This window comes from Bacillus sp. EB106-04-04-XG123, assembly GCF_058791855.1.
This window is the reverse complement of sequence record NZ_JBYTDZ010000005.1, coordinates 213825-227309: the sequence shown is the minus strand read 5'-3', so window position 1 is coordinate 227309 and position 13485 is coordinate 213825. Positions and strand designations below refer to the sequence as shown.

General features: G+C 43.4%; 12 protein-coding genes and 1 riboswitch. Of the genes, 2 read left to right on the top strand and 10 right to left on the bottom strand.

From position 1 onward, the window contains the following. Positions 1-58 precede the first annotated feature (58 nt). Positions 59-1189 (top strand): 2-methylaconitate cis-trans isomerase PrpF family protein, encoded by a 1131-nt coding sequence (locus tag AC3WTB_RS16095; RefSeq protein WP_492333963.1) that lies wholly within the window; start codon positions 59-61, stop codon positions 1187-1189. Between the two features lie 225 nt (positions 1190-1414). Here AC3WTB_RS16095 and AC3WTB_RS16090 read toward each other — a convergent pair whose 3' ends face one another. The 5 genes from AC3WTB_RS16090 to AC3WTB_RS16070 all read right to left on the bottom strand — a co-directional run bounded on the left by AC3WTB_RS16090 (position 1415) and on the right by AC3WTB_RS16070 (position 5969). Next, the gene (locus AC3WTB_RS16090; protein ID WP_039180477.1) at positions 1415-2134 is read right to left on the bottom strand and encodes a biotin--[acetyl-CoA-carboxylase] ligase; all 720 of its coding nucleotides are present in this window, start codon (positions 2132-2134) and stop codon (positions 1415-1417) included. Positions 2135-2212: 78 nt separating this feature from the next. Then, positions 2213-2674 (bottom strand): acyl-CoA thioesterase, encoded by a 462-nt coding sequence (locus AC3WTB_RS16085; protein ID WP_492333962.1) that lies wholly within the window; start codon positions 2672-2674, stop codon positions 2213-2215. Positions 2675-2796: 122 nt separating this feature from the next. Then, positions 2797-3561 carry a succinate dehydrogenase iron-sulfur subunit gene (gene sdhB, locus AC3WTB_RS16080; RefSeq protein ID WP_047202633.1) on the bottom strand — a complete coding sequence of 255 codons (765 nt, stop codon included), beginning with the start codon at positions 3559-3561 and terminating at the stop codon, positions 2797-2799. Between the two features lies 1 nt (position 3562). Further along, positions 3563-5323 (bottom strand): succinate dehydrogenase flavoprotein subunit, encoded by a 1761-nt coding sequence (sdhA, locus tag AC3WTB_RS16075; protein ID WP_048239041.1) that lies wholly within the window; start codon positions 5321-5323, stop codon positions 3563-3565. A gap of 37 nt (positions 5324-5360) precedes the next feature. Beyond that, positions 5361-5969, bottom strand: a complete 609-nt coding sequence (locus AC3WTB_RS16070; RefSeq protein WP_039180486.1) for a succinate dehydrogenase cytochrome b558 subunit — start codon at positions 5967-5969, stop codon at positions 5361-5363. A gap of 283 nt (positions 5970-6252) precedes the next feature. Here AC3WTB_RS16070 and AC3WTB_RS16065 point away from each other — a divergent pair, with 283 nt between their 5' ends. Continuing rightward, positions 6253-6696 carry a YslB family protein gene (locus AC3WTB_RS16065; RefSeq protein ID WP_024423214.1) on the top strand — a complete coding sequence of 148 codons (444 nt, stop codon included), beginning with the start codon at positions 6253-6255 and terminating at the stop codon, positions 6694-6696. Between the two features lie 154 nt (positions 6697-6850). On the opposite strand, the gene AC3WTB_RS16060 is transcribed toward AC3WTB_RS16065, so the two are convergent. From AC3WTB_RS16060 to AC3WTB_RS16040, 5 genes are all read right to left on the bottom strand, one after another. Continuing rightward, entirely contained in the window at positions 6851-8086 is a 1236-nt protein-coding gene (locus tag AC3WTB_RS16060; protein ID WP_377970342.1) for an aspartate kinase, read from the bottom strand. Positions 8087-8219: 133 nt separating this feature from the next. Continuing rightward, positions 8220-8397: riboswitch (Lysine riboswitch) on the bottom strand. 61 nt (positions 8398-8458) lie between these two features. Further along, a complete protein-coding gene (gene uvrC, locus AC3WTB_RS16055; protein ID WP_024423216.1) occupies positions 8459-10231 on the bottom strand; it encodes an excinuclease ABC subunit UvrC in 1773 nt (590 codons plus the stop codon). Between the two features lie 139 nt (positions 10232-10370). After that, positions 10371-10685, bottom strand: coding sequence for a thioredoxin (gene trxA / locus AC3WTB_RS16050; RefSeq protein WP_007501629.1), 315 nt, complete (start codon positions 10683-10685; stop codon positions 10371-10373). A 246-nt stretch (positions 10686-10931) separates the two neighbouring features. Continuing rightward, positions 10932-12410 carry an alpha-N-arabinofuranosidase gene (locus tag AC3WTB_RS16045; RefSeq protein WP_492333961.1) on the bottom strand — a complete coding sequence of 493 codons (1479 nt, stop codon included), beginning with the start codon at positions 12408-12410 and terminating at the stop codon, positions 10932-10934. Positions 12411-12485: 75 nt separating this feature from the next. Further along, a complete protein-coding gene (locus tag AC3WTB_RS16040; protein WP_330545377.1) occupies positions 12486-13463 on the bottom strand; it encodes an electron transfer flavoprotein subunit alpha/FixB family protein in 978 nt (325 codons plus the stop codon). Between the last annotated feature and the right edge of the window lie 22 nt (positions 13464-13485).

The window sequence follows — 13485 nt, the reverse complement described above, 5'->3', positions numbered from 1 at the left end:
ATTATACTTTACCATTTTGGTTAGATAAACAGTTTATTAAAAATTGAGGGTGAGAGTAATGAGAAAAGTTCCAATCACAATCATGCGAGGCGGTACAAGCAAAGGGGTATTCATTCACGCTAACAATGCACCATATGAACACGATGAGCTCGAAGCATTTCTATTAGACATTATGGGCAGCCCTGATCGGCTGCAGGTCGATGGAATCGGCGGCGGTAATTCTTTAACAAGCAAAGTGGCGATTATCGATAAAGCCACACGCCCGGATGTGGATGTGAACTATACATTTGCACAAGTCAGCATTAATGAGAGATATGTCGACTTTAAAGGAAACTGCGGGAACATCTCATCAGCCGTTGGGCCGTATGCGATCATTAAAGGACTTGTTCAAGCGGTTGAGCCCATTACGACTGTACGTATCCTCAATACCAATACAAATAAAGTCATTACGGCAGAGGTCGAGGTCGAAAATGGAGAAGTAAAATTTGAAGGACAGGCAGAAATTCCAGGCGTAAAAGGAACTGGTTCTCCCATTTATTTATCCTTTGAGAAACCTGAAGGCGCTGTCACAGGTAAAACCTTTCCGACTGGAAACAAAATTGATACGATTCAAACAAAGTTTGGGGAGATTCCAATCTCGATCGTTGACATTGCAAATCCAATTGCCTTTATTCGCGCGAAAGATATTCAATTAAAAGGAACTGAATTGCCTGAAGAGTTTACAGACGAATTACTGGATGATTTAGAAGAAATTCGTTCCCTTGCTGCTGAAATGTGTCATTTTGCACCAAAAGAAATGGCCACATTACAGTCTCCAGCTGTTCCAAAGCTTGCGCTCATTAGCGAGCCTACTGATTATGTAGATACAAATGGCATCTTGAGACGAGCAGAAGATATGGACATTATCGTTCGTATGCTATCGATGCAACGACCGCACCAAGCACTTGCCATTACCGGCTCTGTCTGCGTGACAGCCAGCTGTTTCTTAGATGAAACGCTTCCTTCTCAGCTGTTTCAAGGAAAAGATGACACCCTTCGTATTGGGCATCCTGCTGGTATTATGCAAACTGAAATTGACACCTCTGAAAACAGAGTCAAAGTTATTCGAACCGCAAGAGAAATTCTAGACGGAGTTGTCTTCACAAAACAAGACTATGTGATTCAGCCTCAGATTAAAAGAGAAGCTTAAAGCAGACGAGAACATCGTCTGCTTAGATTGTTGACAAAGGGCTAAAATGATCTTGATTTTAGCCCTTTGTCTTCTTTTCAGCGTGATAGAAAACCTTTGAAGTCTAGGAAGGACGAGCACAGGAGCGGAGCGAATGTGACATTCGTGAGCACCGGAGCGCAGACCTGACAACGAATGCGAGGGTTTGTCTACACGCTGAGCAGGCGAGAATATCGTCTGCTTTTTTTAATGCTGTAGCGGTGCATCTATATCTCCGGCAGAATGAGCTTTTATCTGCCCTTTCTCATCTTTTAGCTGGAGATGACCGTTGTGGTTGACCCCGCAGCAAATACCCTCTTCCCATGTTTGTTTTTCACGGTCTAACGAAATCCGCAGCGGTTTATGAAGACGATATAACCGTTTGTTGTAGAGGGCAGTGAGTGCTTCAAACCCTTCATTCTTCCAGCGTGTATGATATTTTTCAAAAGCGGCTGCAAGTTCCTTCACAAGCTGATCGGCATTCACCTCTGTAAGCTCTGATAGGCAAATGGTTTTGTACGGAACATGCTCTGGCTTTGTCTTCACATTAATGCCAACCCCGATATAAATAGCGGTACGGTCCGCTTCAATCAATGTGCCTGATACCTTTGCTTCATTGATAAGAATATCATTTGGCCATTTAATCGCCAGCTGATCCTCAGCCCTTATGAGAGGTTTAAGTACATCGTAGATCGCTAGTGCCGTCAGCGGAGCAATCGTTGACTGGGTGGAGAGTTCTTCTGGCGGTAAAACTGTCATGGTCACAGCGACATTTCCTGCAGGCGTTTCCCACGGCCTGCCTAGCCTGCCTCTTCCTGCTGTCTGCTGATGTGCATAGACAGCAAATGAAGGTTTTTCTCCTTGCTGAATGAGCCTTTTCGCTTCATTATTTGTACTATCGATGGTGTCATATTGAAAAATCTTCATGTGTTCTCCTTTTGTTTCTTCTTGATATGGTCTTTTTATTATAACAAAATGAAGCTTACACGTTGACGAGGCTGCATACTACCCATTTCGCTGAGCTTGAAATGTCTCTTTTTCTTCCTCTGTAAATGGGACAGGAGCGCCTGTTTCTTTATTAATTTGGACCATGGTGACTGAGCCTGTAAAGCATGGTTCCTGCTGCTCGTTTTCTCCTAAGTAATGAAGGATAAGTGAGCTTGACCCGACTTTTTCCGGCTTTACATACACACGAAGCCGCTCCCCTATCTCAACCTGTTTGATGTAATCACATTGCAGGTTTGCCACGACTGTAATCGTCTCTTTCACACGTTTCATTCGTTTATCCACAATTCCTGTTTTTTGAAAAAAGACAATCCGTGCTTCTTCAAAATACACAAATGGGGTGACATTGTTCATATGGCCAAACATATCCGTTTCTGAAAAACGGACAGTCGTTTCGACATAAAATCGAAAAGATGCCCTCCACTCTTCAAACGGTTCCTCAATATATGACGGAAGTCTCACTTTATCATCTCCTTATTCATCAATAAACGCCTCTCCCAATATTGGAAGAGGCGTTTATTTTGTGTTCCACCCAGCCTCTTGTAAACACTCATCATGATTGGCAAAGAGGACTGAATGTGATGTTATTCTGCGTGATCGCTTCCGAAGAAGTTACGGAAAGCTTGTAATGTTGTATCTCGGTTAAGTGCTGCAATTGACGTTGTCAGCGGGATTCCTTTCGGACAAGCCTGCACACAGTTTTGAGAGTTCCCGCAGTTCGCAAGACCGCCGTCACCCATAATTTCTTCTAGACGGTCAGACTTATTCATCGCACCTGTCGGATGTGCGTTAAATAGACGTACTTGTGAAAGCGGTGCAGGGCCCATAAAGGAAGACTTATCATTCACGTTTGGACAAGCTTCAAGGCAGACACCACAAGTCATACATTTAGAAAGCTCATACGCCCATTGACGTTTTTTCTCAGGCATTCTTGGTCCAGGTCCAAGATCATATGTGCCATCGATCGGCACCCATGCTTTTACTTTTTTCAAGGAGTTGAACATACGGCTTCTATCAACCTGCAAGTCTCTCACGACCGGGAATGTCTTCATCGGCTGGAGACGAATCGGCTGATCTAACTTATCAATCAGGGCTGTACATGACTGGCGTGGTTTTCCATTAATGACCATAGAGCAAGCTCCGCACACCTCTTCAAGACAGTTCATATCCCAGTTGATCGCCGTTGTTTTTTCACCTTGTTTATTAACCGGGTTACGTCTAATTTCCATGAGTGCAGAAATGACGTTCATATTCGGACGGTAAGGGATTTCGAATTCCTCATCATAAGACTTTCCATCTGCTGTATCTTGACGTGTGATTATGAAATGAATTGTGTTTTTTTCACTCATCTTATTTCTCCACCTTTTTCTTCGAGTAATCTCGTTTACGAGGTGCAATTAACGATACATCGACGTCCTCATAGTGGAATGCAGGCTTTTGATTTTTCCCTTTGAACGTAGCCATCGTTGTTTTAAGGAATTCTTCATCGTTTCTTTCTGGGAATTCCGGTTTATAGTGTGCGCCTCGGCTTTCATTCCGGTTATATGCCCCGATCGTAATGACTCTTGCCAGCTGAAGCATGTTGTCAAGCTGACGCGTGAAGGCAGCGCCTTGGTTGCTCCATGATGCGGTATCGTTGATGTTGATCTTCTTGTAGCGCTCCATTAGTTCTTCGATCTTCTGATCTGTTTTTAAGAGTTTGTCATTGTAACGAACCACTGTAACGTTATCCGTCATCCATTCTCCAAGCTCTTTATGAAGCACGTACGCATTTTCTGTACCATCCATGCTGAGGATGTTGTCCCATTTCTCCTGCTCTTTCTTCACGGCACTGTCAAATGTTGCAGAAGAAAGGTCTTCCGCAGACTTCTCAAGACCGCTAATGTACTTCACCGCATTTGGTCCAGCGACCATTCCGCCGTAAATCGCAGAAAGAAGTGAGTTTGCACCAAGCCTGTTTCCGCCGTGCATCGAGTAATCACATTCTCCGGCAGCGAACAGACCTTTGATATTCGTCATTTGATCATAATCGACCCATAATCCGCCCATTGAGTAATGAACAGCTGGGAAGATTTTCATCGGCAGCTTACGCGGGTCATCACCCATGAATTTTTCATAGATTTCAATGATTCCGCCAAGCTTAATATCAAGCTCCTTTGGATCTTTATGAGAAAGATCAAGATATACCATGTTCTCTCCGTTGATGCCAAGCTTTTGCTCGACACATACGTCAAAGATTTCACGTGTTGCGATGTCACGCGGTACAAGGTTCCCGTATGCTGGGTATTTTTCTTCAAGGAAATACCAAGGCTTCCCGTCTTTATATGTCCAAACTCGTCCGCCCTCACCACGAGCTGATTCACTCATAAGACGAAGCTTGTCATCTCCTGGAATCGCTGTTGGGTGAATTTGAATGAATTCTCCATTTGCATAATGCGCACCTTGCTGATAGACGATGGATGCAGCAGATCCAGTGTTAATCATGGAGTTCGTTGATTTACCGAACACGATTCCAGGACCGCCTGTTGCCATGATGACTGCATCTGAACGGAAGGATTCAATTTCCATTGTCGTCAAGTTCTGCGCGACAATCCCGCGGCACACTTCCTCGTCATCTAAAACAGCGCCAAGGAATTCCCAGCCTTCATATTTCGTGACAAGTCCTGCTACTTCATAGCGGCGAACCTGCTCATCCAGTGCGTATAATAGCTGCTGGCCTGTTGTAGCTCCAGCAAACGCTGTACGGTGGTGCTGTGTTCCCCCGAAGCGGCGGAAGTCCAATAATCCCTCTGGTGTTCTATTAAACATAACACCCATGCGATCAAGTAAGTGGATAATGGACGGCGCTGCTTCACACATTGCCTTTACTGGCGGCTGGTTGGCTAAGAAATCTCCGCCGTATACCGTGTCATCAAAATGCTCATAAGGTGAATCCCCTTCACCTTTTGTATTGACCGCTCCGTTGATTCCGCCCTGTGCACATACAGAATGCGAACGTTTCACAGGTACGATTGAAAATAGTTGAACAGCTGTTCCCGCTTCTGCTGCTTTAATAGTTGCCATGAGACCAGCTAAGCCGCCTCCGACAACGATGATGCTAGAATTACTCATTGTAGCCCCTCTCCCTCTTCTACTAATCTATTTCCTCTTAAACAAAAGCGAAAATTGCTCTTAGCCCTACATATGAAAGCGCTATAAATATACCTAATGTCACAAATGTGGAGATTCTTTGTGAGCGTGGTGAAACCGTAATTCCCCAGCTGACAGCAAATGACCACAAGCCATTAGCAAAGTGGAAAATAGTAGATAAAACGCCGACAATATAGAAACCTAGCATAAATGGAGAGCTTAAAATATTCGCCATCATGTCGTAGTTGACTTCAGCTCCAAGTTGAGCTTGAATGCGTGTTTCCCATACGTGCCAAGTGATAAAAATCAATGTGATGATACCTGAAACCCTTTGCAGTCTGAACAACCAGTTTCTTAAGTAACTGAAGCGAGACGTGTTGTTTTGTGCCGTAAAGGCTATGTACACCCCATAAACAGCATGATAGATCAGTGGTAAGAAAATCACGAACAGCTCAAGTGCGTACCTGAATGGCAGCTGTTCCATAAAGTGTGCAGCTTTGTTAAACGCCTCTGGTCCATCCGTCGCAAAGTGGTTAATCACTAAGTGCTGTACTAAAAATAGACCGACCGGAATGACGCCAAGCAAAGAATGCAATCTCCGATAAAAAAATTCTTTGTTCCCCGACATTACTTTACCCCCTAGTAAAAAAAGTGCAATTGCTTGAAAATTGTCTTACCCCCGCTTCTTTCAATTGTAAGCACTTTATTCAAATTTATTGACAATTTCATTTTACTCCTATGTCAAAAAAGCGTCAAGAAACCGCGTACATAAATTAAAATTTTCCGAAATTTAAAAGTTTTAAATCAAAATTCGTTTTACTACAATAAGAATTTCTTAGACTTCAGGGAAAACTCTGTCATCATATGCCCACATAAGCTATAATAAATTGTTGAAAGAGGGGAGCCGTACAATGAATAAATTCGAATCTAACTTAGAACAGCTAAAAGAAATTGAAGTCAATGGATTTGCCTACGAGCTGATACGCGAAGTTCTGCTGCCAGATATTCTTGGTCAGGACCATTCATCTATGATGTATTTTGCGGGTAAACTGCTTGCTCGTAAATTTCCTCAAGAGTCATGGGAAAAGATCCCCGAATTTTTCCATGATGCCGGATGGGGGACTCTCACAATGGTCCATTCGAAAAAACAGGAAATTGAGTTTGAGCTCGAAGGTCCACTAGTATCCAATCGACTCACCTATCAAAAGGAGCCATGCTTTCAGATGGAAGCGGGTTTTATTGCTGAACAAATTCAGCTTCTAAATGAGCACGTGGCTGAATCCTATGAACAAGTGAAAAAGCGTGCTGAGAAAGTCATTTTAACCGTTAAATGGGATTTAAGAGACCCTAGCTAATCCTCTTTATAAAAGGCGCGGACTTCAGGTCACGCCTTTTTTATATGTCTACATCTATCATAGCATACTTAATGAATGGGTTTACGTCCGTTTCAGCCGATTCCATATAGAAAAAAGAGGCGATCCTCTTTCATGAGGTCACCTCTTTACCTTTTTAAGAGTGAGCAGCTGCGCTCACCTTTGATAAATCAAACGCATCATGCAGCGCTTCTACCGCTTTGACCATATCATCACGGCCGACCACTGTTGAGACTTTGATTTCAGACGTACTGACCATTTTCACTTGAATGTCTTTTTGCGCTAACACAGCAAACATTTCAGCAGCTACGCCTGGGTTTGAGACCATTCCAGATCCCACGATGGATACTTTCGCTAATTTGCTTTCTGTCTCAATCTGCTCGTAGCCAAGCGCCCCTTTATATTCTTCTAATACTTCAACTGTTTTAGACAAATCATCCGTTTTGACAGAGAAAGAGATCGACGTTTGATTGGTGCTTGTGACAGACTGAATGATGATATCAACATTGATATTCTGTTTCGCAAGCGTCGTAAAGATGGTCGATAATGTTGTTAGACCGCTTGAAAGCCCGCACACTGTCACACGTGTAATCTGATCTTCAAATGCGATGCCTCTGACGACTAAATTTTGTTCCATGGATGATTCCTCCTCAATTAACGTACCTGATTCATTTTCAATACTAGAACGGACTTCTAGCGGGACTTGATAATTTTTCGCAAATTCAACAGCTCTTGGATGCAGGACCCCAGCTCCTAAGTTAGCCAGCTCAAGCATCTCATCGTATGAAATACCTGCAAGTTTCCGCGCAGATGATACAAAACGCGGATCTGTCGTAAACACTCCTGGTACATCTGTGTAAATATCACATTTATCAGCTTTTAGTGCGGCAGCCAGTGCCACAGCAGTCGTATCTGATCCGCCGCGACCAAGTGTTGTGATATGTAAGTCATCTGCAATTCCTTGAAAGCCTGCCACAACAACGACTTTCCCCGCACTTAATTCCTCTTTTATTCTTGATTCATCAATGTCCACAATTCTTGCATTTCCGTGTACGTGCTCTGTTTTCATACCAGCCTGCCAGCCTGTAAAGGAAATGGCATCATAGCCTCTTGCTTGGAGCGCCATCGATAATAATGAAATGGTCACTTGCTCACCAGTTGCGAGCAGCATATCCATTTCTCTTTTGCTTGGATCGTCTGTGAGTTCTTTCGCTAGGTCTACTAGAACATCCGTTGATTTGCCCATCGCTGAGACAACCACAACCACATCATGTCCTGCCTCGCGTTCAGCGATCACTCTCTCTGCCGCATTGCGAATTTTTTCTGTCGACCCAACGGAAGTTCCGCCAAATTTTTGTACAATTAGTCCCATGTCTACCACCCTTTTTCAAAAGTTCACGTGTGAGAGAAGAGGCTGCTTTGGAGACTGCCCGCTCACTGCAAATAAAAAAGCAATGAGAGAACAAATCTCCCATTGCTTTAAAATCATCATTAAACGATGCAAACAATGAGATAGCCCTCCAAGAAATCAATTCTTGACAGCCCTACATTTCTTCAATGTACAGCCAGCGAATAAAATGAGTGGATTTTATTCACTTCGGCGACGCTCCCCTTTCAGCCCTCTTCTTAGATCCCATCGATCTCCGAAGGCTTACTCTTGAAGTTCGCACCTCTATCTTCAACAAACAACACGTTCATTTATTAAATTAGTCACATCTTAACAGACTTTTGGAAAAAGTACAATCTATTTTTTTAATGCTTCCATTAAAAGTTCAGCCGTCTGTTTCGGAATACCAGCCTCCTGAAAATCTTGGATAGAAGCTTCTTTCATCTTTTTCACAGAGCCAAAATGTTTGAGGAGCTGCTTTTTCCGCTTCTCTCCGATACCTGGTACATCGTCTAAAATAGACTGGAATGCATTTTTTCCGCGCAGCTGCCGGTGAAAGCTAATGGCGAACCGGTGCACTTCATCTTGAATGCGCTGCAATAAGTAAAAAGCCTGGCTATTCCGCTCCAGCGCAACAATTTCGAGTGTATCTCCCATCATGAGATTCGATGTCCGGTGTTTTTCATCTTTTACAAGACCTGCGACCGGGACAGACAGATTCAATTCATTTTCAAGCACATCGATGGCTGCGTTGATCTGTCCTTTTCCTCCGTCAATTAAAATTAAATCTGGCAGGGGCAGTTCATCCTTTAACACGCGGGTATATCGTCTTCTAATGACCTCACGCATGGATGCATAATCATCTGGTCCTGAGACTGTTTTAATTTTGTATTTTCGGTATTCCTTTTTATAGGGCTTCCCGTCCTGAAAGACGACCATGGCAGAAACCGGGTCTGCTCCTTGAATATTTGAGTTATCAAATGCCTCGATTCTGTATGGCATATAAATATTAAGCGCATCCCCGAGCTGCTTCACTGCACCAATTGTTCGCTCTTCATCACGCTCTATGAGCGAAAATTTTTCTTTTAAAGCGATTTTGGCATTTTGATGGGCAAGTAAAAGTAAATCCTTTTTCTTTCCTTTTTTCGGCTGGTGAACGTTCGTCTCAAGCAATTGTTCAATCATCTCTTGATCGACACTGTCCGGCACCAAAATTTCCTTCGGCAGAAAATGGTTGTTCTTTTCATAAAATTGCCCCATAAACGTGAGGAACTCTTCCTCAGGGTCCTGATACATAGGGAACAGGCTGACATCACGTTCAATCAATTTCCCCTGTCTGATAAAGAAAACTTGGACACACATCCAGCCTTTATCATAGGCATAGGCAAAGACATCTCGATCTGATAAATCACTCATCGTCATTTTCTGTTTTTCCATCGTTGAGTCGATATAAGCGATTTGATCTCTCAGTTCTTTTGCCCGCTCAAACTCTAAATTCTCAGCAGCTTCCTGCATCTTTTCGGTGAGTTCTTTTTTGATTTGCTGGTGTCCTCCGTTTAGAAACCTTGTGATTTCGTCCACGAGCTGCTTATTCGTTTCCTCGGAAATATCATACACACATGGCGCAAGACATTGTCCAAGGTGATAATAAAGACAGACGCGGTCAGGAAGGGTGGCGCATTTTCTCAGTGGATATAAGCGGTCGAGCAGCTTTTTCGTTTCTCGTGCTGCTTGTACGTTTGGGTATGGACCGAAATATTTTCCTTTGTCCTTTTTTACATTGCGGGTGACGATCAGCTTAGGATGGCGTTCATTCGTAATTTTTATAAAAGGATACGTCTTATCATCCTTGAGCATGACATTGTATTTTGGGTCATATTTTTTGATTAAATTCAGCTCTAAAATGAGCGCCTCGATATTAGAAGAGGTGACAATGTATTCAAAGTCTTCAATTTCACTGACAAGCCGCTGCGTTTTGGCGTCATGTGATCCAGTGAAATAAGAGCGTACCCTGTTTTTTAAAACCTTTGCCTTTCCCACATAAATGATCGTATTTTGTCTATCTTTCATTAAGTAACAGCCTGGTTGATCCGGCAGGACTGACAGTTTTTCTTTGATTAGTTTGTTCATATTTTCATCCGTCCTTGTTTTCCTCTTTCACTCCTTCTAGTGTATCACGAACATTTGTTTTATACCATGTTGAAAGAAAAGCGGCTCTCGTCTTTACGAGAACCGCTTCAATGATTATGCCGCTTGGGCATGGATGGATTTATAGATGTTTGTTGACAAGTTCAGCAAGTGCTTCTTTTGGTTTGAAACCAACAGAAGTTTCTACAACTTCACCGTCTTTTAAAACAAGAAGTGTTGGGATACTCATAACGCCGTATTTACCAGCAGTTTCTTGGTTATCGTCTACATCAATTTTTACAATTTTCATTTTGTCGCCCATTTCTTGATCAAGTTCTTCAAGAACTGGAGCAATCATTTTACAAGGTCCACACCATGGTGCCCAAAAGTCTGCAAGAACAACACCTTCTGCAGTTTCTTGTGAAAATGTTGCGTCAGTAGCTTTTACGATTGCCATTATTCATTCCTCCAATGTAAATTATGCTTTTTAGTATAGCATCTACCAATGTGACTTGCGAATGAAATGCTTACGAATCATTTTTTAGGAAATGAATTAAAAAACAAACCGTATAATCGCACCAATAACAACAATCGCACCGATGATCATTAGAATGGTTCTAAGCATATGACATGACACCCTTTCCGCTTCATTTACAATGTATGATGCCCCAACATTCTTCTCATCAAACATTGAAATATGCAATCAAGCGAGGTCGACAGTTATCATGACTACTGACATTGGCGGCAGCTCTACCGTTAATTCCCCGGGATTTACAGTCATTTGCTGAAAGTCTTTTGGCTGAACAGAATGAGGATCATCAAATGTATTATGCGCATTCATGCGATCAGCCGTCAGCACACGTCCAGTGACTTTCGTTTGTGCATCAACCCCTTCAATGGCAAGGGATACCTCTTTTTGTTCATGCGGATTCAGGTGACAGTAGCTAATATGCATCTTACCTGATGAACGCGAGGCTGACACACTGACCTGAGGAATTTTTTCACCTTTTCGTTCATACGGCGGTGAAACGAACTCCACTTCAAGCGCTTCTTCCTCTTGATGCACTTGAAACATGTGAAACACATGATACGTAGGCGTCAGAAGCATCTTTTCGTCCTTTGTTAATACCATCGCTTGCAACACATTAACCGTCTGAGCGATATTTGCCATATGAATCCGCTGACAATGACGATGAAAAATATGAAAATGGAGGGCGGATACAAGGGCATCTCTTAGTGTGTTTTGCTGATATAAAAACCCAGGATTTGTCCCTGGCTCTGGGTCATACCATGTCCCCCATTCATCAATAATCATCCCAATTCGCTTGTCTGGGTCATAACGATCCATGATTTCTCCATGGTCCTCGACAAGCCGTTCCATCTCATAGGCTTTTTTCAGCGTGATAAACCATTCATCCTCATCAAATTCAGTCGCTGACCCTTTCTTCTCCCATGTACCAGGTACGGTGTAATAATGTAAACTGAGCCCATCCATCCACGGTGCAGCCCGCTCCATTAATACTTTCGTCCAATTCACGTCATTAGAGTTCGCGCCGCAGGCGATTTTATAAATACGCTGCCCGGCAAATTCTCTTACGTACGTTTGATAGCGTTTATATAAATCTGCATAGTATTCAGGCGTCATATTCCCGCCGCAGCCCCAGCTTTCATTGCCTACACCAACATAGGTCAGCTGCCATGGTTTTTGTTTTCCATTTTGAATGCGCCAGTCGGACATAGGTGTCCCTTTTGGAAATGTCATGTATTCGACCCAATCGGCTAATTCTTGAACAGATCCGCTTCCCACATTGCCGCAAATGTATGGCTCACATTCAAGCAGCTCACACAATGCCATAAATTCATGCGTACCAAATGCATTAGATTCAACCGTACCACCCCAATGGGTATTGACCATCGGCTTTCGTTCACTGAGATCACCTACACCATTTGCCCAGTGATACTCGTCTGCGAAACAGCCCCCCGGCCACCTCAGCACCGGAATATGTAATGCTTGTAGCGCCTTCAGTACATCGGTACGAATCCCGTCAATATGGTCAATCTCTGAGTCTTTTCCTACCCAAATCCCGTCATAAATCCCTCTTCCTAGATGCTCCTGAAAGTGCCCATAAATGTGTTTAGAAATGCGTCCGATCACGTCATTGACTTTAACTGTCCCCTTCACTTGTCAACCGCTCCTTTTCTTCTTGATTACATACAAAAAAACCCAGAATACCTAGGCATTCTGAGTGTATGAGCGTTACGAGTGGATATTCATCTTTTTTAACTCTTCATTCAAAAGCGGAACCACTTCAAACAAGTCACCGACGATTCCGTAATCGGCGATTTTGAAGATTTCTGCTTCTGGGTCTTTGTTGATCGCCACAATGACTTTACTGTTAGACATTCCCGCTAAATGCTGAATCGCTCCTGATATCCCGCATGCAATATAAAGGTCAGGTGTGACGACTTTTCCCGTTTGACCAATTTGCAGGGCATAATCACAATAGTCAGCGTCACAGGCTCCGCGCGAGGCTCCGACTGCTGCCCCGAGCGTCTCAGCGAGTTCATTCAGCGGTTCAAAGCCTTCCTTGCTCTTAACACCGCGCCCTCCAGCAACAATGACCTTTGCTTCAGATAAATCTACACCTTCTGACGTTTTTTTAATGACTTCCTTCACGATCGTCCGAAGGTTCTGAATATCGACAGAAACTGGTGTGACTTCTCCGCCTCGTGACGTATCCCGCTCAAGTGGCGCCACGTTGTTTGGCCGGATGGTCGCTAGAAGTAGGCTGTCTGTGGAAATGACTTTTTCGAAGGCTTTTCCAGAGTAAATCGGTCTGGTGAAAACAAGATGTTCGCCGGTAACGCTTACATCGATCGCATCTGAAATCAAGCCAGTCTGGAGACGTGCGGCTATTTTCGGCGACAAGTCTTTTCCGATAGACGTATGGCCAAAAAGCACAGCATCTGGTTCGACCTGATCTAATATGGCTTGAAGCGCCTGCGCAAAACCATCTGACGTATAATATGAAAGGTGCGGATGCTCCACAATCATGACATGATCTGCTCCATAGTAAAGCAGTTCATCGGCTAGGCCTTTGACGTCATCCCCTATTAACACACCAATGACCTCACCACCATCTGCCACTTTGTGAGCGGCAGCAATGGCTTCAAATGTCACATTTCTTAATTTACCGTCACGACTTTCTCCAAGTACAACAACTTTTTTACTCATCTTCAAGCTCCCCCTTGTTCTC